A 22,691-nucleotide genomic window follows, 5' to 3' on the forward strand; every position below is an offset into this window, starting at 1 on the left:
ATGGCAGCTTGCGCCAGATGGCCCTAGAACTCGATTTTCGCGTTCAGGCTGACAGTGCGCGGTGTGCCGATGAGCAGGCCATCCTCGCCCTGCGCGTACCAGTAGCGCTTGTTGGCGATATTGTCCACGGCCAGCCGCAGCGTGACGGGATAGGACGAGACGCGCGTGTGGTAGCTCGCGCCTGCATTGAACACCCAGAAGCTGGGCATCGGCAGGGTGCCGTTCGATTTGAGGTTGGAGCGGCCGATGTACTTGCCGTCCATGCCCACGCTCAGCCCCGGCACCGCGCCGATGTCATAGGACGTTTGCAGCGCCACCACGTAGCGCGGTGCCGCCGCCACCCGGTTGCCTTCCTGAAGCGACGCCGTGCGGCGGTACTCCGAGTCCAGCAGCATCAGATTGGCACCTGCCGTCCACGCGCGCGTCAACTTGCCGATGGACCCCAGTTCGAGCCCTTGGAAGCGCACCCGGCCGTCCTGCACGTAGGTGTTGTCGGGCGTCACGTAAGCCGCGCCGCGCTCGATACGGAACAGCGCGGCCGTCGCGCTCCAGTCGTCCTGCTCGGTCTTGACGCCGAATTCATACTGTTTGCTCTTGAGCGGACTGAGTACGGAATTCGCGTTCGTGTATATGGGGCTGACGATGGTGCCGGCTTCCAGTGACTCGACGTAGCTGCCGTAGATCGTGGTGGTGGCCAGGGGTTTGTACATCAGGGCCAGTGTCGGTGTGAACACCTGGTTCTTGGTGTACGTCGACGTCACATCGCCAGCCTTGTTGCGGCCTTTTTGCTGGTAGTCCGTGTAGCGGCCGCCGGCGATCAGCGACCACTGGTCGTTGAATTTCACCGTATCGCTGGCGAACAGCACGTTCTGACGGATATCGATGGCGCGATAGGTCTGGGGGATGCGCGTCACGTTATAGACGTTCGTATTGTCGTCGTAGAGATTGCCGGTGCCTATGCTGCCGAAGGAGCCGTTGCTGGCCGTGTCGGTATATTGGGAGATGCGTTGCGCGCCGAAGACCAGCTGGTGCTCGATGGGGCCCGTCCTGACCTTGCCGTCCGCCATGACCTGCATTTGGTGGAAGCCGAAGTTGTTGGCCCAGTCGAAGACGGATTCCCGATAATCTCCACCTTCGGTTAGCAGGTAGAGATAGTCCTCCTGATAACGTTTCTTGGTCCGCGTATAGCTGTAGTTGGTGCTGATTTTCCAGTCGGCATTGATGGAATACTGGAGCCCCGTCGACATCATGTAGAACTCTGTCTTGTTCGGCGAATTGTCCGATGAGGTCAGGTTCGTTCGGCCATTGAGCGCCGAAGGCAGCGAGGCGCCGGTGAAGGAGCTGGTATTCACATAGACTGTGCCTTCCGCGCGACGCTTCTGGTACAGGCCGTCAAAGGTCCAGAGCAGGTCCGGGGTCAGACGGGCATCCAGCCCCAGCGAAACCGAGTCACGATTGATCTTGCCGTTGTTGTAGGTGGTGCCTTCTTCGTGGGTCGCATTCAACCGGTAACCGAAGCGGCCGTCATTGCCGAAGCGGTCACCCAGATCGATGTGCCGGCTCCACACATGGTCCGACGTGTAACCGATGTCGATGCTGCGCACGGGCTTGTCGCCGACGGGAGGCTTCTTGGTGACGAAATTGACGATCCCGCCGGGACTGCCGAAACCGTACATGAAGCCCGAGAGGCCCTTTAGCAGTTCGACGCGTTCGAATTGCTCGTAAGGCATTTCGACCCCGTAGTTGACCACCGGCAAACCGTTGATCTTGGCACCGTTGGAATCATCCAGGCGCAAACCGCGCACTTGCAGATAGTTGGGACGACCGCTGTACGTGGCGCCGGCGGGTACGGCGGACGCATCACCCGCGAACAGGGATCCAAGCGTCGTGACCTGGCGGTTCTCGATCTCCTGGCTGCTGACGATGGTGGTGGAGAAGGGCGTGTCCAACTGCGAGCGGTTGCCTAGGGTTCCGCTGGCCACCGGCTGCTGCAGATTCATGGAATTGGCGACGGCGCCTTCCGCGGTCACCAATACAGTGGGCAACGTGGTGGCACCCTGCGCGCTGGATGGCCGCTGGATGATGACGGCCGAACCGCTGGAAACCGCCACTAGGCCGCTGCCCGCCAATACTCGCGACAGGGCTTGCGACAGCGTCATCGACCCCTGGACGGCCGGCGCCGACTTGCCGTTGGATAACGACGCATCGATGGAGATGGCTACGTCCCATTCGCGTGCCAGCGCGTTGATCGCCTGCCCCAGGGGTTGCGCCGGCAGCGCGACCTGGCGCACGGACGCGAGGGCGGGGCTGGTGGCCTGCTGCGCATGCGCCGTCCGGCTGGTGCCCGCAGCGGCGAACGCCATGGCGCAAGCGAACGTCAGCAAGGACAAACGGTAGAAACGAGGGGAGAGGCGGGCAGGGGCGGCGAGCGCCGCGCGGTGGCTGGCGCGAGGGGAGAGAGTCGGCATGTCTTACGGTTTCCGAGGGTTGAGTCTTGGTGTTTTCTAACGTGAAGACGCACGAAAACCGGAAACCCGGACAATTATTTTTACCGGCCCTGGCCTGGCCCTGGACAACGGAGTCAGCGGCGACCCGATATGAGGGCAACCCCGGTCGCGGACCGCTGTACCCGCACCGGCAGGATGCCAGGCAGGCTGGACAGAAAAGCCTCTGGATCGCGGATCGGAAAACTGCCCGTCAGCCGTAACTGATCGCTCAGGGCGGAGGGATCCAGCTTGAAGGGGGGATCGAGGTAATCATTCCAGGTCGCGACCACGCGGGATAAAAGCTCATTGTCGAAGATGAGCCAGCCACGGCGCCAGGCGCCCACGTCGGCGGGGGAAACCACGCCTGGAACGCCCAAACCGCCCGCATCCGCTCGTACCCGCTGCCCCGCGATCAGCAGGACCGGCGGCTCGGTCTCCGCGCTTATCATCCGCGCGTCCGGGCCGCCGGCCCAGACGCCAACGCGTCCCTCGGCGACCTCGACGACCATGGCGCCGTGGGCCGACACCGTGAAGATCGTGCCCAGAACCCTGACGTGTCCCCAATTCGTTTGAACGAAAAAAGGACGGTCGGGATCATGCCGCACCTGAAAACGCGCGGCGCCCGTTTCAAGGCGCACTTCGCGGCGGTCGGGGTAATAGGAAACGACTGCCCGCGTCCGGGCGGCCAGATCCACTACCGTGCCGTCGGGTAGCGTTTCGGTCGCCATTTCGCTGCGGGCGGTTTCGAGGACCCGCGGAATCGCCAGCGACCAATACGAGCGCGTCGATCCGGCCGTGAAGAAAGAAATCCCCGTCAAACCCAACAGGGTGAGCGCCCGGCGCCGGTTCTGGCGAGCCTGGGCCCGCCGCTCCGCCTGGCCCACTGGCAAGCCGACCTGGCTTTGGAGTTCATCAGCGGACGTGGCGGACCATAGCGCCGTCGCGCGGCGATAGGCTTCTTCGTGGGCTGGCGCGGCCGCGCGCCAGCGCTCCAGTTCGAGGGATGCGGCGCGCGCGACGTCGGTGGAACCACCCTGTGTACGAGCCAGCAGCAACACGGCCCGTTCCAGCAGTTTGCGTGCGCTAGCGGATCCCGCCGCTGGCGCGGCGGTACAGTCCGGGGAGGATGGCGCGGGCTTCGAGCCCGCCGCGGAAGACAGGTCGCCAAGGGCGGCCGGGACTATCGGGGAAGTCATAATCAAGTCAATAAAGCGCCAGATCCCCGCAGTCGATCACCGCTCGGACGACGTGTTTTTCTACCGCGGCCACTGTGCAGTCCAGATGCGCCGCCGCTTCAGCATGACTGTAGCCGTAAATCCGCACCAGGATGAATACATCGCGTCGTTTGGGCGGCATGCGCTGCAAGCGGGCGAGCAAGCCACTCAGGCGCTGGCGCCACATGACGTGTTGCTCGGCCGAAGGGCTGTCGACGCCCGTGACCACGCCCAGGGATGTGAGGAAGCGGTCTTCCGCGGCTTGCCGCCGCGAGCGATCGATGATGATGTTCTTGCCGATGCGGTAAAGCAGCGCACGCGGATTTTCGATCGCCATCCCGCCTGTGTCCATGGCGAGGGCGCGTACATAACACTCCTGCACCACGTCGGCGGCAGCCTCGCGGTCCTTGAGGGAGCGGGAAAAGAACCCGCTCAATTCTTTGTAGTAGCGCTCGAACACGATAACCAGACACCCTTAAGGGCAGGAGCGGCGTGTCTCCCGGTTCCGGAACGGGGATCCCTGTCGGCAGCCCAGCCTGCGGCCATGAGGCGTCCGGGGATAAAGACGAAGTAATCAAAATAGGAATCGTTAGTATTTAAATTGTATAACACTCTTTGAAACTCTTTCCATCCTTGTTCGCGCAGGCTCAGGGAAAGCCACTAGGCGCGGATTTGACCCGGTTCATTTCGGCTGGCGGCTTGCTTCGTCAAATAATGGAAGTAGAATCATTCCACTTTCAAGAGGTTGGCTGGGAGAAGCAGGTGGGCGTACGTAATGGCGGGGCGGGAAGCGTTGTCACCAGGCGGTACGCGGCGGCTGCCACCGTCTTCATTGCGGGGATGGTCGGCGCCGGACAAACCGCCGCCGCGAGCGCGACGCAGCCGATTGATGCGCAAGCCGTCGAAATCGCCCGCACCAGCGATGGCATTCCGCATATCAAGGCGGCAGATTGGCGCGGGCTGGGCTACGGCTATGGGTATGTGCAAGCCGAAGACAATCTCTGCACGCTGGCCGAGGCTTTCGTCACTTACCGGGGTGAACGATCACGCTATTTCGGTGCCGACGGCAAGGCCGCATGGCATTCGACCATGGGTGAACCGAACAACCTGGACTCGGATTTCTTCTTCCGTTTGCTGCAGACGCCCGCGCGCTTGCAGGCCTACGCAGCGGCCCAGCCCGCCGACCTTCGTGACCTGATAGATGGTTATGCGAGGGGCTACGACGCCTACCTGGCGGAGCGTTCAACGGATCGGACGCACGCGGCATGTGCCAATCAGGCGTGGGTGCGGCCGATCGACGCGACTGATGTCTATCGCCGCCTGTACGCAGCCAATCTTGCCGGTGGGTACATGGCGTTCATCAAAGGCATCGCGGCCGGTGTGCCGGTGACCGGGTCTTCATCCGATAACGCCAGGGGAGCTCGAACGGACGCGCGGGCCGCGCGCGGACTGGCGCGCGCCGACGGCATCGATGATGCGTGGTTCCAAGCCGGCCGCCACGCGGGCATAGGCAGCAACGGCATCGCGCTGGGCAGCGAGGCGACAGGCGTGGCGCATGGGCTGTTGCTCGGCAACCCGCATTGGTTCTGGACCGGCCCGGACCGTTTCTACCAGGCGCAGTTGACCATTCCGGGGCAGATCGACGTAGGCGGAGTCTCGTTCCTTGGCGTGCCAGTGATCATGATCGGTTTCAACAACGCCGTCGCCTGGACACATACGGTCTCCGCGGCGCGCCGTTTCGGCCTGTATGAGCTGCGGCGCCCGGCGGGAGATCCAGGTCATTATCTGGTCGATGGCCAGCGTATCGCGCTGGACGAGATCACGCTGACCGTCCCGGTGCGCCAGCCGGACGGTAGCATGGGCCAGGTGGCGCGCACGTTTCAGCAGACCCGCTTAGGGCCAGTCGTCGACCTGAGCACGTTGTCACCGGCGCTTGCGTCGACGCCAGAGCGGGTATTCGTCATCAGGGACGTGAACGCCGATAACTATCGCATCTTCCAGAATTTCCTCGCGTGGGGGCGGGCCGGCTCCCTGGACGAATTCGTCGATTTGCAAAAAAAGTATGCGGCGATGCCCTGGGTCAACACCCTGGCCGTCGGACGCAAGGATGGCCGTGCCTGGTATGCGGATATTGGCGCGGTGCCCAATGTCCCGGACACGCTCGCGGCAGGCTGCACGACGCCCTTGGGGCAAGCCGTCACCCGGAAAATGCCCGGCGTGCCTGTCCTCGACGGCTCGCGCTCGGCCTGCGACTGGGCGAACGACCCGCATGCCGCGCAGGCTGGCGCTCTGCCCGCGGAGAAGATGCCCGGTCTGTGGCGGCGTGACTACGTCGCGAATATGAATAACAGCCATTGGCTGCCCAATCCGCAAGCGCTGCTTGAGGGTTATCCCTCGGTACTGGGCACCGAACGCAAGGCACTGACGCTGAGGCAACGCCAGGGATTCCGGCTGATCGATCAAGCCATGCGGGCGCCGCATGGCGAGGGCATGCGCAACGTCAGCCCGGCCGCGCTACGCGATCTCGCCTTGAGCTCGGATGCGATGTCCGCGCTGCTTTTTCGCGCGCAAGCCGTGCAAGGCATCTGCCAGCGGTCGAGCGTGCGGGTGGCCGGCGATCCCTACACCGGCAAGGTCTATGATCCGCCCATCGAGGTCGCGTTGGGGCCGGCGTGCGAGGTCTTGCGCCACTGGAGGGGCCGCGCTCGCGCTGGCGACCGGGGCCCTCCGCTGTGGGATGCCTTCTGGAATCGACTGAGCAGGCAGGATGGCGCCACGCTGTATCGACGTGGTTTTGATCCCGCCCATCCCCTGGACACGCCGGCGGACCTGAACGCCGACAGCGACGTCGCGGCAGAGGCCTTGGGGGCGGCCGTCCTCGCCCTGCGCGACGCCGGCATGCCCGTGGACGCCACGCGTGGAGACGCCTTATTCATCGATATTGCCCAGACGCGTATCCCGCTATACGGTGGCTGCGACGGACCTGGCTACTTCACATCGGCCTGCGCGGTCTGGAGCAAGGACGCGCAGGGGCCGGGTGAGGCTTCCGAGTTGCAGGGCAACAGCTATCTGCAGGTTGTGACCTTCGGCAGCGCCGGCCCCCGAGCGTGGACGATGCTGGCGTCCGGAGAGTCCGATGACCCAGCCAATCCCGCATTCGGCGTCGGCACGCTGCGGTACGCGCAACAGCAATGGACCGCGTGGCGATTCGTTCCCAAGGAAATCAAGGTGGATCCCGGGCTGCGCGTACGGATCCTTCATCCTGGCGCGATGCTCAGCCATTAGGCAGCAGCATGAGCCATCAGGCAGCAGTACGCCTGATCGACTTCCCTTTCCGGAGACTATCTTGTTCCTACGCCTCGTTCCGCCCCATGGTGCAATAAAGCTTGCAGGCCATTTGCTCACATGCACGCTTGCCGCCGCGCTGCCAGCGCTCGCCATCGGCCAGGATATCGCCAGTGTGGATCGCTGGACGGACATTCAGCAGCGCATCCGTACAGCATGCGATGACGCATGCCGGCAACAACCGTTGAAGGCGCAATGGGAAACCCTGCGCGCCCTCAAGCCGGCGCTCAATGCCCGCGATGCGGCGCGGGTATTGCATGTATCGGAGGTCGAGTTGCTCGCCACGGAGATAGGCCCGGACGTCGTTCCCTTACGTACGGATCCCGCGGCGCTGAAACAGATATGGGCACGCCTGGACACGCTCGGACCCGTGATCGCCGTGACCCGGAATGAGAACGGCATCAGCGAGCGCACGTCACCCGGTGCGCAAGCGCCGGTGGCATTGGCTCCTCATTGGGCGGGCTGGGGCTACGTGTTTGCCGTGACCCATTACAGCGGCAAGGACCACAAACCCGTGCGCAGCCTGCAAGCCTACGACCTGCATGGAGATTCGATCACCAAGATTATCCTCAACGCGCCGGATGGCGACGCGGCCTTTGATCGCATGGCTCGGGAATATCGAGACGTGCATGCTTTCCAGCCGCCTGCGCAACTGCCCCGGACACGCAGCGATGCTATCCGGCCGCCGGCAGCGCAGGGGGCGCTTGCGTGGAAGAATATCCACGATCATGCGACCTTGGAGAGAGCCTTCGAGGTGGGGGACGCTTCGACGGATGTCGACGATCACGCGGGATTTATCGTGCGAGACCTCGACATTTCGGTCTTCGATGCCTTTGTAACGGCTCTGGTGGAACGTCACGTCCGAGTGACCGCGGTCGTTGGCAATCGAGGATTAAGCCAGCTATATACGGGGAACATCGAGCGTGCGCACGAACTGGGGCAAGGCTTTTTCAGCCTGGCCGGGCCCGGCGTCGAATTGCATATCTATCGTCCCGCGCTTGCGCGGGCGCGCCTGTTCCGTAGCGCCGATCACCGTTATGAGGTCGTGGAGTTCATGGACGGGGCAGGGGTTGCCATCCGTTTCCTGGACGGGACCGACGATACCAGCCATGACAGCGGAGCATGGCAAGCGGCTTTGAAAAATGCGTTCAAAACCGCGAATGTCACATCGATGTGACATTCAGGACGCTCTTATTCCCCGATGGTGGTACGCTTATGTCAGTTGCTCCTGGGTCGGCGCGGGGCGGGCATAGGCGTCGGGAAATAAGTAATTATCACTTCACTACGATGAGAACAAAGCAAGATGTGCGTGAAGAGCTGTTAAGCCTGGGTATGCGGGCCACGGTGCCACGCGTCGCCATTCTGGAAATTTTCCAGGCTGAGCAGGAGAAGCGGGCGCACGCGGCGGCCACTTCCGGCCAGCGCCAGGAGTCCGTACACTTCAGCGCCGACGAGATGTTCAAGCGACTGATCGATGGCAGGATCGACGTGGGATTGGCGACCGTCTATCGGGTCATGCAGCAATTCGAGGAAGCTGGCGTGCTGCGCAGCAGCCGTTTTGACGCGGAACGGGTGACCTACGAACTCAATGAAGGTCGGCCGCACGACCACATCGTCTGTATCAATTGCGGCCGCGTCGACGAGTTCTACGACAAGATCATGGTTTCGCGGCAGAAGTCGGTCGCCGAGGAGCTGGGATATCTTCTGCACGACCATCAGCTTGCGCTGTACGGCATCTGTCCGGAGTGCCGCAATCGCATGGGCGGGGCGGTCAGTGACAAACCCACGAAAAACCTGGGTACTGTCAAGACCGAGGGCTCCGCGACGGGCGGGACTGCCAGCCGCCGCAAGCGCGACAGAACATAAGCGGCGCACGCCGGGGCTGAGGTAGGGAAGCGCCTGCTCAAACGCATGCGCCGCGGTATCCGACTATTTCCCCACGATTCATTCAAGGGGTGTGCGCATGCACCCTTGACATGATCTGTAATGTTCTCGTCCTTTTAATCCTGTTGAATAGACTTGTGGCCGGGTCTTGACCGCAATATCATGAATAATAATTATTCCTATTCTTGATTCGGCGTATTTTGCTCGCCCAGCGCGCGGCCTTGTCCGCGCTTGACTTCTGCACTCACGATACGAACGGTGGGGGAAGGGAAATGGCAGGGACCGATAGGCCTGTAGTGCCCACGATGGCGAAACAGGAGAATGGCGCGTACGTTCAAGTCACAATAGAAAACCGCGTCCCGATGGTCTTGTGCGAACCCTTGGTGGGTGATTTACGTGAGATCGGCATGAGGCTGCGCTGTACGATGCCGGATCTTCTTGCCGCTGTTTTGGGGGCGCTCTGCCACGGAAGAAATGCGACAGATCTAAGACGGGACACCATCGAATGGAAGCACGCAGCGGTGGCGTCGCACTTCGTGTCTGCTTATCTGTTCCGCCGGTCATCCGACAGCGCGCAGCCGGTCACGGGTATGGACGCCGTCGCATATCTGTACGCCGATCACCGCCGCCCGGTCGCGGGGGAAGTCCCGTCGGTCGATGCGGATCTCTGGGCAGAAGCCTGCCTGGCGATGAGCGACGCGGCGATACGCGTACTTGAACACGAACATCATCTTGTCATCGAGTGCTGGCACGGCCGGGAGAGGCTTCAGCACATCAAAGCGGCGCAGTTGCTGCTCCAATATCGGTCAAGCCTGGAAAGGGTCGTATCCTGGAAGAAATCCAGCAGCGCACGGCTCGATGCGGAAATCGATGTCGAATATAAATTTCCCTATTGATCTTGCTCTTGGCTGACAATCTGGCGCGAAATGAAGTAGAGGCCATGCGGGCTTTTGGCGGAGAAGCGCTCCCGCCGTCAGATCCAATAGGCTGGCTCGTCCGTATTCTTGGGCTATATTTAACTTTACATAATATACATTATGCGGCTTATCTCGGTTCCAGCGCCAGGGGGCTCGGTCTCCTATCAACCACGATGCTGGGCAACCTGCTCCCTGAGCAAGGCCTCGAACTTCAGCGTGACGGGCGACGGCGTGCGGTCGCGGCGGCGGCAGATGCCGATGGGACGGAATGGCGCCGGCGGCGCCATGGGCAGCCAAGCCAGTCCTTTCATGTCCACCTCGCACAGCGCGCGCACCGGCAGGAACGTGACGCCGAAGCCCGCCCGCGCCATGCTCAGCGCCGTGAACATGTTGGCGACGTCGTAGCCATGCGGCGTGCGCACGCGATTGCGCGCCAGCGCGGCCGAAACCTGCTCCCGGGTGCTGGAGGTGTTCAAGGTCATGATGAGCGGCCTGTCGTGCATCGCCGACCACGGCAGCACGCCAGGCAGGCCGCGCGCCTGGGATTTCGCCATCACCGCCACCAACTCGTCGTCGAACAGCCATTCGAAATCCAGGTCGGCGGCCATGGCGCTGTGGGCGCAGACGGCGAAATCCGCGTCCCCGGCGGTCACGCGCTGCAACAGCGCCCCGTTGAAGTCTTCGCGGATGTCGAAGGTGACTTGCGGATGGGCGCGGTGCAAGGCCTGCAGCGTGCGCATGACGATGCCGATGGCCAGCGACGGCAAGGCGGCCACGGAAAGATGGCCGTGTTCGGCGCGGGCGATGGCGCGGGCCTCCTCGCACGCGTCGTCGATTTCCGCCACGCCGCGCTTCATCTTGCGCAGCAGCACCTGGCCCGGCTCGGTCAGGCGCACCCGCCGCGTGGTGCGATCGAACAGCCGCACGTCGAGCTTGGATTCGAGTTCGCGTATCAACTGCGAGAACGCCGACTGCGTCACGCTCATGGCTTCCGCCGCGCGGCTGAAGGACAGCTTTTCGGCCGCCACGAGAAATGCCTCGATCTGTCTCAGCGAAACGTTGCGCATGGCGTTCGTCGCCCGGGAAAGTAAACGGTCAAGATAATACGACTCCAGCTAATGAATCAATAAGAATTCAGCGATTGTTCCTAATGGATGGCGATGATTAAATTTTCGCCAGGCTGGATCGACAGGACACACGATATGCCCGAAATGCTCAAGGAACCGGTGCCGTCCCGCATGACGTGGACCGGCGCGACATTGGCGCAGAGCGATGACTGGATCACGCGCCTGACACCCGACGAATGCGAGGAAATCGACGCCGCCCTGCGCGGCGTCCAGCGCGCCGGCCTGGCGTGGGGCCATTTCGGCGCGGCCGGGTTCCCCCTGCCCGCCCTCGGCCCGCGGCTCGCGCGGTGCGAGGAAGAAATCAAGAACGGCCGCGGCTTCGCGCTGCTGCGCGGCCTGGACGTCGGCCGCTACTCGCTGGATGAACTGAAGACCATCTATTGGGGCCTGTCCGTGCATCTGGGCACGGTGGTCTCGCAGAACGCCCTGGGCACCCTGATCGAGGAGATCGCCGACAAGGCGCCGAAGAACCTGGGCGATTCGAACCTGCGCAGCTATGTGACCGCGCAGGCGCAACCGCCGCACGCGGACCTGGCGGACGTGGTCGGCCTGCTGTGCGTGGACCGCGCCAAGGAAGGCGGCACCAGCGTGATCGTCAGCATGATGGAAATCTACAACCGCATGCTGCGCGACAAGCCGGAGTACCTGCAAGCCCTGTACGAGGGCTACTACCACGACCTGCGCGGCGAAGGCCCCACCGGCGATCCCGACGAGGTCTCGGATGCGCCTGTCCCGGTATTCAGCTATCGGGACGGCCGTCTGCGGTCCTGGTTCCACGGCAAGAAGATCCGGCAAGGCGCCGCCAAGCGCGGCATCGCCCTCACCCCGCTGCAACGCGAGGCGCTGGATTACGTGGAGCGCCTGGGCACAGACCCGGAGGTGCGGATGGACATGCAACTGGAGCGCGGCGATATCCAGCTATTGAACAACTACATGGCGCTGCACTATCGCACCGCCTTCGTCGACGGCGACGGCCACAAACGCCTGATGCTGCGGATCTGGATCGAGCTGCGCGACATGGGGGATTTCGATCCGGCGCTGGACCGCTGGGTGCGCCAAGGCGTGCCGCGCCAGGACTGGGTCAAGGACGGCATACTACCGGCGGTCGGGCGCGTGTGACGGCGCGGCGCATACCCGCGACAACGACTAGAGGAGACAATACGATGGAAAAATTGAAGCACGCCCTGCCGCGCCTGTTATGCCTGTTGGCCGCCCTCGCCTTGGCCCCGGCCTGCGTCGTGCCTGCCTGTAGCCAGGCCGCCGAGGCGGACCCGGCATTTCCCTCGCGGCCCCTCCACTTCATCGTGCCCTACCCGCCCGGCGGCGGCAATGACCTGTTCGCGCGCGTGGTGGGACAGAAGATCGCGGAGAACACCGGACAGGCGGTCATCGTGGAGAACCGCCCCGGCGCGGCGGGCCTGATCGCCGGCGACTACGTGGCCCGGTCGGCGCCGGACGGGTACACCTTCATGGTCGACCAGTCTTCCATCGCCACCAACCCGCTGATCTACAAGAAAACCGCCTTCGACGTGCGGCATGACCTGGCGCCCGTGATCCGCGCCGCCACGCTGGACAACGTCATCCTGGTCAGCACCGCTTCCTCCATCCATTCCGTGAAGGACCTCATCGAGCAGGCCAGGCGCCAACCCGGCAAGCTCGCCTACGGCAGCGTGGGAATCGGCTCCTCCCAGCATCTGGCCATGGAGCTCCTGAGCCACCAGGCCGGAATCAAGCTGCTGCACGTTCCCTACAAGGGCACCGCCGCGGCCGTCACGGCGGTGTCGAGCGGGGAAATCCAGGTCTTCCTGATCAGCGCGGCCACCGGGCAGTCATACGTCAAGTCCGGCAAGGTGCGCGCCATCGCCACCACCGGCAGCAAGCGATCGTCCATCATGCCGGACGTGCCCACCGTGAAGGAATCCGGCCTGCCGGATTACGTCAACTACAACTGGCTCGGCATCTTCGCGCCCGCGGCCACGCCCCAACCTGTCGTCGACAGGCTGAACGCGCTCTTCTCCAAGGCCATGGCTGATCGAAAGGTGAAGAACACGCTGGACGTGCAAGGCTGGCAGTTGGTGGGCGGCACGCCGCAGGCCTTGCGCGACACGGTCGATGGCGAGATGCGGCGCTACGAGCAGATCGTACGCGAGCAGAACATACGGATCGACCAGTAAGCGCCGCGCCCGGGCCTGGACTCAGAACGCAACCTTCAGGTACAGCGACCCTGCCCTATCGATGTTGCCGCCGCCGAACTGGCCGTTGTAGCTCAAACCCATGGCGGCATTCCTGCTTAGCTGCATCTCGGCGCCGACGTTCAGCGCCACGGCGTCCTGGGCGATCGGCGCGCCGGTGACGCCGAAGGAGGCGCCGTTGCCCTGGATGAACGACAGCCGCCGCTTCGGATCGACGTCGCCGGCGGCGTGCCGCCACCCTATTCCGCCGAGCAGCGTCGCCGTCCGCGCGCCCAGGTCGAACGTGGCCTTGCCGCGCACGCCCAGCGTGGACGTCGTGACGTTGTCGGTCTGTCCCCTGCCCTTCAGCGCGGCCGGGCCGCCCGATTCGCTGAAACCGTCCGCGTGCTGGTTGATCCAGGCCAGGCCGGCATAGGGCCCGACCGAGGCGGACTGTCCCAGCGCGAAGGCGTATCCCAGATCCGTGAACAACTGGGTGCCATCGGCGTGATAGCTGGCTTTCAGGGATTGGTCGCCGCCTTGCGTGACCGAGCGCCTCGTATCGATGTCATGCCGCGTGTAGGCCGCGCCCACCGTGAGGTCCAGGCTGCCGTTGCCGGTCGCCCAGCGATTGCCGCCATAGATGACGGCCGTATAGCTCTTGACGTCGGATTTCGACGACCGATCATCGACCTTGATGTCGCCGTCGGTGTAGCCCAAGGCGCCGCCGACGCGCCAGCCGGCGCCGACGTGGGTGTCGCCGCCCAGGAAGATGCCGCCCAGCGAGTTCCTCACCCGCGCGGTATTGCCGTCGCCGCCCATCCGCCGCCAATCGCCCACCACTTGCGCCCACAAGGGCGAGTTCGGCGAGGACAGCCCGGCGCCCGCGCCTCCGCGCAGGCGGTCCGAGACCGTGTCCCGCACGATATTGCTCGCATCGAGAAGCGCCGATTGGGTGCTGGCGTGCACCTCGCCCGACAAGGCGTTCAACGCGCTCCGGGTGCCCGTGGAAGCCAGCGCGGCGTCCGCGGCGGCATTCCGTCCCGCCACGGAGATCACGCCATCGAGCGTGTGGTTCTGGTTGGAGGAAAGGCCCGCGCGCACCGCCGCGACCTTCGCCGGATCGACGGACAAGCTGACCGTCACGTCCTTGGCGGCATACTTGACCGGGTCCAGGGCCACCAGCGTATTGGCGAAGCTGTCGTCCAGTTGCGCGCTGGCGAACTGGTTCCTGACGAGGCCATCGACGGTCTGCACGATGGTGTAGTCGTGATTCAACACGTACCCGCCATTGCCGTTTTCCTGGGCGACCGTCAGATGGGTGGCGGACAGGTCGATGTCGCCCGTCCTGGCGATGACCAGGTCGGAATTGCCGGCGGCATTGACCTCGGCCTTGTAGGTGCTGCCGAAGCTGGCGATCGAGGCGTAGCTCTGGGTGCCGACGGAGTTGCCGGGGCTCACGATGCCGCCCGCGCCGTTCAAGGTCCCCTGGACGAACAGGTTGCCGCCCAGGGTGGCGCCGCCGGCGACCGTCACGTCGCCGGCGATGGCGATAGGCACGGCGGTCGTGCCGCCCTTCAGGCTGGCGTTGTCGTCCAGCGTCACGTTGCCGCCGATCGACGTCTGTTCGCCCCGGCTGAATTCGAAGGCGGCGCCGCTGCCGCGCACGTCCTGGCCTATGGTCGCCGGCCCGGCGAACGTCACTTGGCCCTGGACGGCGCTGACGTTCTGGCCGATCGTCGCCGGGCCGTTGAAGGCCAGCGTGGCCCCCGTTCCCGTCACGTTGCCGGCGATGGACGTCGCGCCGTTGAAAGTGGCCTGGCTGCCCGCGCCGGTCGATACGCTGCCGCCGATGGTAGCGCCGTTGTTGAATACGAGGGTGGCGTCCTGCCCGCCGGTGACGTTGCCCGCGATCGGCGCGCCGCCGTTGTCGACGAAGGAGCCGCCGTCGTCGGTCGAGACGTCGTTTATTCCCCGGACGATGCCCAGCCAGTTCGCGCCCGCGGCCACGGTGAAGTTGGTCTTGCCGCCCTGGCTGCGCGTGGGATTGTCCGCGCTCAGGCCGTCCAGGTCGATGACGTCGCCGCGCGCGGTGGCGCCGGCCTGCAGCGTCAGGTTGACGATGCCGTCCATGCCGGCGTCCTGGCGGTTGACCTGCAACAGGGTGCCGTTGTTCTCGCTCAGCGTGGAGCCCGCGCCGATGACGATGTCCTGCGTCTGCCCCGCGCTGTCCAGGTTCGACACCAGCGAGGCGCCCGCCGCCTGCACGCGGGTGCCGATCAGCGTGACGGTCGCGGCGTCCGTGATCGTGATGCCATCGCCGTTCTGCGACACCAGGGTGGATCCGCGCGCCGTCAGCGAACTGCCGTAGCTCACGCTGGCGGCGACGGCATTGGCGCCCTGCACGGCGATACTGGAATCGACCAGGTTGATCGCGCCGCTGGTGTAGGAATCGCCGACCTGCGCGCCCGCCATCGCGCCGACGCTGTTGGCTCCCCGGGTCGACACCGAGACGCCGGTGGCGTTGATCGTCCCCGCCCCGAAGGCGCCGCCGACGGCGACCAGGCCATTGGCCGTTTCATGCGGGCTGTTCGCGTTGGGCTCCCCGGACACCGCAATGCTGCCGCCGCTCAGGTTGACCACGCCGCCCTGGTACGCCCACACCCCGTCGCCCACGTTGCCGGAGGTGGCGACGGCGACGTTGTCGGCATCGATGGTGGAGCCCGGTCCGCTGGCATACAGGCCATAGGCCATGAACCCGTGGGTCGTCACCGATCCGCCGTCCAGCGAGATATGCCCGCCGTTGGTGGCGTAGGCGCCGTAGGCGCGCTGGCCCTCTGTGTTGATCGTCGTGCCGTTCTTCGCGACGATGCTCGAGTTCGCGCCGTCCGCGCTCAGCGCATAGGCGCGCGATCCGTCGCCGTCCTGCGCGGCGCGGCCGGTCGCATTGTTCGTCGTTACCGAACCGCCGTCCAGGTTGACGACGCCGCCGTTTTCGGCGCGCACGCCGTATCCATACAAGCCGTTCGTCGCCACGGAGGCGCCGCCGGCGCTGATCGTGGAGCCGGCGCCCGTGGCATACAAACCGTAGGCGTGGTTCCCGTCCGTCGTCACGGCGTCTCCGTCCAGCGAAACCGCGCCGCCGTCGTGGGCGTACACGCCGTTCGCGGCATCGCCTTGCGTATGCACGGTGGAATTCGTGCTGGCGATGCTGCTGCCGAAAGCGGATTCGATGCCTGCCGCATTGCCTCCCGTCGTCGCGATGTCGACGCCGGACAGGCTGGCGATGCCGCTGGTGGGCTCCGCGGTGTCGCCGGCCAGGACGCCGGACGCGCCCACGCCGCCGGTGACGATCTTCGTGCCTTCGACGGTGACGGCGCCTGATCCCAGGTTTCCGCCATACACCCGCACGCCCGCGGCGCCGATTCCGGCGGTCGTGATGGACCCGTTCACCAGCGCCGCGGTGGCGCCGTTGAACACCTCCACGCCGAAGCTGCCGCTTCCCGCCGTGGCGATATCCGTGTCGGTGGCCGTCACGCTGGCGCCCTTGTTCGCCGATTGGATGCCGACGGCATAGGTGGCGCCGTTGGTCGTGATCGACACGTGGTCCAGGCCGATATGGGTTGCGGTCTCGGCCGCCGTGGGCGTTCGATACACCTGGATCGCGTGGCCGTAATTGCCATTGGTGGTGATCTGGAGATTGCTCGCGTCGATGGCGCCGCCGTCATTCGCCTGCATGCCCACGGTACGCTTGCTGCCGGACGCGGTGATGCTTCCGCCATCGAGGTTGACGTGGCCGCCATCCGCGGCGCCGACGCCCGCGGTGAACGCATGCGCATAATCGGTCCCGGGATTGGTCGATTGCGCGCTGATCACGATGGTCGCGCCATTCAGCGTGGCCGTCGCCCCCGCGCCCTTGGCCGTGACGGTGCGGCCGTTCTGGCCGGTCGGGCTGTCGAGATCGTTCGACAGGTTCGCATTGTCCAGCACCAGGCTGCCGCCCGCGTTCACCAGCACCAGGTCGTAGGCGCTGCCGCGGACGGTCGCGCCGTCGCCGGTGAGCACGCCGCCGTTGTTCACGGTGACCGTGCCGTTGGCCAGCGTGCTCCCGCTCAGGTCGTAGGGCGTGTCGACGACCAGGTTGGTCGCGGCCGCGGCGCCGGGCGCGTAGCCGTATATCGCCAGCAGCGCCGCGGTCAGCGCGGACCTGCGCAGCATGCCGCTTCGTATCGTTGTCTTTTGCATTACGGAGTCCCTTCCCCTGTCATTGGCTGGTTGAAATGGGTCTGGCGGCATGCCGAGCCGCCAGTTAGTTCTCGATGGCGCAGCGCGCGCCGAAGCGGTAGCCGTTGCCCCTGCTGTTGTCGATCGGCAGCCACACGCCATCGGCCTGGCATTTCCTTTTCAGCCGGCTGATCGCGGAGGCCACGGGATTCCTGCTGGCGGCGCCCGCATAACCGCACTGCGCCTGCAGTTCCTCGTGGCTCACCACCGAGGGTTGCGCCGCGAAAAGGCTGGACATCAGCACCCGCTCGGTCGCGGTCAAGGCTATCGTGGCGCCCTCGGGGCTTCTCAAGGACCAGCCGCTGGAGGTCAGCAGCCACGTCGTTGGCGCGGCGGCGGCGTCCGGTAGGTCCGAAGGGAGCGAGAGGTCTGAAGCGTCCGAATGAGGCGAAGGGTATGGAGGGGCCGAACGATGTGAAGAGCCCGCATGCTGGAAGGAGCCCGGGTCGATCATCCGAATCGCCGGCGGACGATGTTCCCGGCGCGCCTCGCCGATGGGCGCGAAGCGGCGTGCCTCGCCCTCCCCTTCGTCGCGCGAGCCGGCCGCGGGGGCGCAACGCCTGGCGACGGCGTGCACCGCCGAACGGAATTCATCGGCGTCCACCGGGTAGGACAGGCAAAGATCCGCCCCCCAGTTCAAGGCGCGGCTGCGCGCGGCGCTGTCGTCGGCCACGATCATGATGACGCCCACCCGTTGGCGGCAGCGCAGGATGGACACCAGGGCCTGCACGTCATAGTCGCTGCTGCCGAGGCTTTCGATGACAACGATCGCCGGCCGGCCGGACTGCCGCCGCTTCGCCAGATCCGCCGGGTCCGTCGATACCGTCGTGTGAAAACCCGAGTCGATGCAGAGATTGCTCAGGCGCAGCATTTCGGCCACGCCCTGCGGCGCGGCCGAGCTCAATTGCAGCAGCGTCACGTCGATCTCACTCATCACGCCGGGCGCGCCGCGCCATGGAGGAAACGGCGGTGGCGTCCGCGGCGGCGAGCACGCAATGATCGTTGGCGTGCCATGCGGGCAGCAGCGTCGGCCGCCCCACGAACCAGCCTTGCGCCCATGCGTTGCGGCCGTTTCCGATCGACTGGAAATCGGCGTGGGTTTCCACGCCCTCGGCGACGACGTCGGTGGCGATGGACGCGCCCAGTTGGAGCAGGCTTCGAAAGACTGCGCGATCCGCATCGCGCTCGCGGCCGCGCCGGAGATAGTCGCCGCTTATCTTGATGATGTCGGGCCGCGCGCGCACGACGAAATCCAGCGGGAGGAAACCGGAACCGAAATCGTCGATGGCGACCCGGCATCCGAAGGCCTGTAGCCGCCGCACGAACGCCAGGCCGGCGGCGGCATCGGGCACGCGGGCGCTTTCCGTGATCTCGATGACCAGCCGGCCGGCAAGCTCGGGAGCCGCCGCCAATCGCTCGAAGATGCCGGTCCACCAGGCGTCCTCGACGGTGCTCTGCGCCGAGATGTTGCATCCCAGATGCAGCGCCGGCGTGGCGGCCAGGAGCGCCAGGACGGTGTTGACCACGCAGTGGTCGAGATAGCGCACCAGATTCAGGCGCTCCAGTGCGGCGATGGCCGGCCCCGCCGAGCAGACCTCGCGGTCCGGCGCGCGCATGCGCAGCAAGGCTTCCTGGTAGAGCTCCCGCGTTGGATCGGCGCAGGCGACGATGGCCTGGAAGGCGAAGGCCAGTTGACCCGCGGCGAGTTGCGAATAGAGCCGGACCGCCTCGTCCCTATCGGCGGCGCGGCCTTGCAGTCCGGGCTCGTCCACGCCGTGCACGAATGCCGGTCCGTAGACCTCGCCCAGCGCCTCAAAATCCTTAATAGTGACAAAAAGATGCGACGTGGCGAGCGGCGGGATACCCCCCGGCGCAGCCGGCATGGCGGGCGCGCCCTTCATGCGCATCCTCCCGCGCACTCGGCGCAAGGCGACGGCACTCCCCGGCAACGATTGCCGTTGCCCGCGCGGGCGACAAAAGGGACCCCTTCTGTCACGATGCGCACAATATCAAATTCCGGCTCGGCTTTCGTACCTATATGCAAGGACGCATTGCGGTATCCTCTCCGGCAAAAGGGGTCCTTTTTGTCAATCTTTGCTACACATGCCTGATGGCACATTAAGGGAAATGGTGGTTGGCGGATTCACGAAGGACAGTTTTTCGGAAGCCAAAGCCACCGGAGGAATCGCAACACGCCCGCCCTTTGGGATACGGCAGGAGTGCGCCGCGGGTGCCCTCTAGCCCTATGTTTTCCCGGTTTTTGCCCCAGGAATCGATTGTGCGATTCCGTTGACTGTGTGGCGGTTAGGCTGATACGGCAACCAAACACATGCAGACAATGACAGGCAAGACACTGGGATATGCGAGAGTATCCACGGAAGACCAGAATCTGGATTTGCAGATCGCCGCCCTGAAGCGCGCGAACTGCGATCGGATCTACACCGATAAAGGCATCTCCGGCTCGACCTCATCCCGTCCGGGACTGGACGCCTTGCTCAGGACCTTGAGTCCGGGCAGCACGCTGGTCGTATGGCGGCTGGATCGGCTCGGCCGCTCCTTGCGCTACCTGGTCGATCTCATCGACAAGCTCGGCAGGAAGAACATCCAGTTCGTGTCGCTGACTGAAAATATAGACACCTCGAATTCGGGCGGCGTGCTCATCTTCCACATGATGGCGGCGTTGGCCGAGTTCGAACGCGCGCTGATCAGCGAGCGCACGCGCGCCGGCATGGCCGCGGCGAAAGCGCGGGGACGGCACGTCGGCCGGCGCCGCTCGCTCACGCCCGAGCAATGCATCGAGGCCTTGCAGGCGCTGAAGTCCTCTTCCCTGGAAAATGTGGCGGCGGCATATTCCGTCCACCCGCGCACCCTGCGCCGCATCGCTTCCCATGAAGACTGCGTGTCCCCACCCTGTCAGGGGGAACAGGGCGCGGCGCTCGAAGCCACCTGAATACGCGTACACATACATGCGCCTGCCGCGGCGACGGCGTTGCCCTGCCCCGCGGTCAGGTCAAGGAATCAATACGGCGGCGCCTACCAGCCGCCCCTCCCGCAGATCCGCCAAGGCGCGGTTCGCGTCCGCCAGGGCATATTGCGTGGTGTGGGTATGGATGTGCGCGGGCGGCACGATGTCGAGAAAACCGTGGCCGTCCTGGCGGGTCAGGTTCGCCACGGAGACGATGCGCCGTTCTTCCCACAGCAGGCTGTAGGGAAAGGCCGGGATGTCGCTCATGTGGATGCCGCCGCAGACGACGGTCCCGCCCTTGCGCACCGCCCGCAGCGCGGCCGGCACCAGGGCGCCGACCGGCGCGAAAAGGATGGCCGCGTCCAGCGGTTCGTCCGGCAACTGGTCGGAGCCGCCTGCCCATGCCGCGCCCAGGGACAGCGCCAATGCCTGCGCCGCGGCGTCGCCCGGCCGGGTGAAGGCATGGACCGTGCGCCCTTCCCAGCGGCAGACCTGGGCCAGGATATGGGCGGCGGCGCCGAATCCGTACAAGCCGATGCGCCGCGCGTTGCCCGCGGCGCACAGGCAGCGCCAGCCGATCAGGCCGGCGCACAGGAGCGGCGCGACGGAAGCGGGGCTTTCCTGTTCAGCCTGTAGGGGGAAGACATAGTCCGCCTCCGCGATGACGTGCGTGGCGTAGCCGCCGTCGCGGGTATAGCCGGTGAACAATGCCGCGTCGCAAAGATTCTCCCGGCCCTCCAGGCAGTAGCTGCAATGTCCGCAGGTCCGGGCAAGCCAGGCGACGCCGACGCGGGCTCCCCGCGCCACCTGGGTGACGCCCTCTCCCAGGGCCTCCACGATGCCGACGATCTCGTGGCCGGGAATGATGGGCAGCGGCGCATCGGGCAATTCGCCATCCACGACGTGCAGGTCCGTGCGGCACACGCCGCACGCCTCGACCTCGATGCGGACCTGGCCCGGCCCGGGTTCGGGCGTGGGGCGGGTTTCCCGCTGCAGCGGCTGCCCGTGCGCGTGCAATGCCATCGCTTCCATACGCGGCTGCTCCAACGTGGCCGGCGGCCTCGCCGCCGTCAGTGCGAGAACAGGACCGGGGCGGTCATGCTCTCCAACATCTCGCGCGACGCCCCGCCCAGCATCCATTCGCGGGCCCGGCTATGGCCGTACAGCCCCATCACGATCAGGTCCGCGCCGCAGTCCGAGGCGGTGTTGAGGATGGCGTTGCCGATGCCGATGCCCTTGGAGGAAGACGACACCGGCTTGGCCTCGACGTAGCCGTGCGCGCGCAGATAATCGTCCAGTCCGTGCATGGTATTGCGGATGCGCGGCGCCGCGGCGGGCGCTTCGTCGACCGTCAGGACGGCGATTTCCTTGGCCCGGGAAAGGAAAGGCGCGGCGTCGGCGATGGCGCGGGCGGATTCGCGGCCGCGGTCCCAGCAAATCAGCACCCGCTCGACGGGCTGCGTCAGCTTGCCCTCGTAGGGAACGACGAGCACCGGCCGGCCAGCCGTCATGATGACGGACTCCAACTGGTAGGGTTCGATGGAGGAGCGATGCGTCTGCAAATCGGCCTGACTCAGGATGAGCAGGTCGCTACACCGGGCCTGCAAGGCGAGCTCTTCCTCGCGCAGCCCTTCCACGGCGATCCAGGACTTGCCCAGGCCGGCGGAGGCGGTCAGATGGCAGAACTCCTGGCTGCACTTGTGCCGTTCGTCGGCGATCTGCTGCTGCTGCACTTCCAGGATGGCCGACGGAATGACGGCCTCGCCGTAAGCGTAGTTGTATGGCGGATCCTGGACGTAGATGCCGACGATATGCGCCGTGTACGTCTGGGCCAGCGCCATCGCGGTGGCGACACGCCCTTCGCAGGCGGGATCTTTGTCGATATGGACTGCGATTCTCTTGAACATGGCTGACCTCCGAGATCAGGTGCGTGGACCCAGGGCGAAATTCCTTCGGCGCGCGGGGTGCGCCGGGGACGGCCCGCCGACTCTGGAAGGCCGCGTTCTTCAATCATCGTACGCCCGGCGCGCGCCGCCGATTTGATCTTGCGCAAACAGAAGAGCCGGCCCGCATCTCCATACGTCCTCCATGCGTCCCCATGCCCGGGACATCGATCGGGGACTAATCCGTCAGCAGCCATCCGGCCGCCCGCCGCCGGTATGGGGGAAAAACGGAAGCCGGGGCAGCCCGCGGCCGCTTTCTTGCTGGCCGGCGGTTTGACCCAGCGGTTTGACCCGTTTGACCCAAATCAAGCGGTTCTCGCGGGCCCGCTGTTACACCCAGGACGTGCCCCGCTGG

16 protein-coding genes are annotated in these 22,691 nt (G+C 65.3%); 7 read left to right on the forward strand and 9 right to left on the reverse strand.

Features of this window, described 5'->3' with window-relative positions; all coding sequences use genetic code 11:
• Nucleotides 1–23: 23 nt before the first annotated feature.
• The 3 genes from CAL29_RS14750 to CAL29_RS14760 all read right to left on the reverse strand — a co-directional run bounded on the left by CAL29_RS14750 (nt 24) and on the right by CAL29_RS14760 (nt 4,160).
• Nucleotides 24–2,468: a TonB-dependent siderophore receptor gene (locus CAL29_RS14750; protein ID WP_094853730.1), complete on the reverse strand. Its 2,445-nt coding sequence runs from the start codon at nt 2,466–2,468 to the stop codon at nt 24–26.
• A 113-nt stretch (nt 2,469–2,581) separates the two neighbouring features.
• Nucleotides 2,582–3,544 (reverse strand): FecR family protein, encoded by a 963-nt coding sequence (locus tag CAL29_RS14755; RefSeq protein ID WP_179284032.1) that lies wholly within the window; start codon nt 3,542–3,544, stop codon nt 2,582–2,584.
• 145 nt (nt 3,545–3,689) lie between these two features.
• Entirely contained in the window at nt 3,690–4,160 is a 471-nt protein-coding gene (locus tag CAL29_RS14760) for an RNA polymerase sigma factor (protein WP_094853732.1), read from the reverse strand.
• Between the two features lie 254 nt (nt 4,161–4,414).
• Between CAL29_RS14760 and CAL29_RS14765 the strand changes: the two genes are divergently transcribed.
• From CAL29_RS14765 to CAL29_RS14780, 4 genes are all read left to right on the forward strand, one after another.
• Nucleotides 4,415–6,985: a penicillin acylase family protein gene (locus tag CAL29_RS14765; RefSeq protein ID WP_143277669.1), complete on the forward strand. Its 2,571-nt coding sequence runs from the start codon at nt 4,415–4,417 to the stop codon at nt 6,983–6,985.
• Between the two features lie 61 nt (nt 6,986–7,046).
• Entirely contained in the window at nt 7,047–8,222 is a 1,176-nt protein-coding gene (locus tag CAL29_RS14770) for a ChuX/HutX family heme-like substrate-binding protein (protein WP_179284033.1), read from the forward strand.
• Between the two features lie 128 nt (nt 8,223–8,350).
• Nucleotides 8,351–8,911: a Fur family transcriptional regulator gene (locus CAL29_RS14775; RefSeq protein WP_306430687.1), complete on the forward strand. Its 561-nt coding sequence runs from the start codon at nt 8,351–8,353 to the stop codon at nt 8,909–8,911.
• A 323-nt stretch (nt 8,912–9,234) separates the two neighbouring features.
• The gene (locus tag CAL29_RS14780; protein WP_143277670.1) at nt 9,235–9,825 is read left to right on the forward strand and encodes a hypothetical protein; all 591 of its coding nucleotides are present in this window, start codon (nt 9,235–9,237) and stop codon (nt 9,823–9,825) included.
• Between the two features lie 185 nt (nt 9,826–10,010).
• Here CAL29_RS14780 and CAL29_RS14785 read toward each other — a convergent pair whose 3' ends face one another.
• Nucleotides 10,011–10,913 carry a LysR family transcriptional regulator gene (locus CAL29_RS14785; RefSeq protein WP_094853737.1) on the reverse strand — a complete coding sequence of 301 codons (903 nt, stop codon included), beginning with the start codon at nt 10,911–10,913 and terminating at the stop codon, nt 10,011–10,013.
• Nucleotides 10,914–11,048: 135 nt separating this feature from the next.
• Here CAL29_RS14785 and CAL29_RS14790 point away from each other — a divergent pair, with 135 nt between their 5' ends.
• Nucleotides 11,049–12,092 (forward strand): TauD/TfdA family dioxygenase, encoded by a 1,044-nt coding sequence (locus tag CAL29_RS14790; RefSeq protein WP_179284034.1) that lies wholly within the window; start codon nt 11,049–11,051, stop codon nt 12,090–12,092.
• Nucleotides 12,093–12,136: 44 nt separating this feature from the next.
• Complete coding sequence (locus tag CAL29_RS14795) at nt 12,137–13,147, forward strand: Bug family tripartite tricarboxylate transporter substrate binding protein (RefSeq protein WP_094853739.1); 1,011 nt, start codon at nt 12,137–12,139, stop codon at nt 13,145–13,147.
• A gap of 21 nt (nt 13,148–13,168) precedes the next feature.
• Here CAL29_RS14795 and CAL29_RS14800 read toward each other — a convergent pair whose 3' ends face one another.
• The 3 genes from CAL29_RS14800 to CAL29_RS14810 form a co-directional block, all read right to left on the reverse strand.
• Nucleotides 13,169–17,362, reverse strand: coding sequence for an autotransporter domain-containing protein (locus CAL29_RS14800; RefSeq protein WP_094853740.1), 4,194 nt, complete (start codon nt 17,360–17,362; stop codon nt 13,169–13,171).
• 91 nt (nt 17,363–17,453) lie between these two features.
• The gene (locus tag CAL29_RS14805) at nt 17,454–18,362 is read right to left on the reverse strand and encodes a winged helix-turn-helix domain-containing protein (protein ID WP_094853741.1); all 909 of its coding nucleotides are present in this window, start codon (nt 18,360–18,362) and stop codon (nt 17,454–17,456) included.
• On the reverse strand, nt 18,355–19,329 hold the full coding sequence (locus tag CAL29_RS14810; RefSeq protein ID WP_179284035.1) for an EAL domain-containing protein: 975 nt from the start codon (nt 19,327–19,329) through the stop codon (nt 18,355–18,357). Before CAL29_RS14810 ends, CAL29_RS14805 begins: the two co-directional genes overlap by 8 nt.
• Before the next feature lie 428 nt (nt 19,330–19,757).
• On the opposite strand from CAL29_RS14810, the gene CAL29_RS14815 reads away from it, so the two are divergent.
• Entirely contained in the window at nt 19,758–20,378 is a 621-nt protein-coding gene (locus CAL29_RS14815; RefSeq protein ID WP_306430688.1) for a recombinase family protein, read from the forward strand.
• A 60-nt stretch (nt 20,379–20,438) separates the two neighbouring features.
• Here the strand turns inward: CAL29_RS14815 and CAL29_RS14820 are convergent, their stop codons facing one another.
• Nucleotides 20,439–21,425 carry a zinc-dependent alcohol dehydrogenase family protein gene (locus CAL29_RS14820; RefSeq protein ID WP_094853743.1) on the reverse strand — a complete coding sequence of 329 codons (987 nt, stop codon included), beginning with the start codon at nt 21,423–21,425 and terminating at the stop codon, nt 20,439–20,441.
• A gap of 38 nt (nt 21,426–21,463) precedes the next feature.
• Nucleotides 21,464–22,300 (reverse strand): universal stress protein, encoded by an 837-nt coding sequence (locus CAL29_RS14825; protein WP_094853744.1) that lies wholly within the window; start codon nt 22,298–22,300, stop codon nt 21,464–21,466.
• Nucleotides 22,301–22,691: the final 391 nt, after the last annotated feature.

The organism is Bordetella genomosp. 10, assembly GCF_002261225.1.
Classification (GTDB): domain Bacteria; phylum Pseudomonadota; class Gammaproteobacteria; order Burkholderiales; family Burkholderiaceae_B; genus Bordetella_C.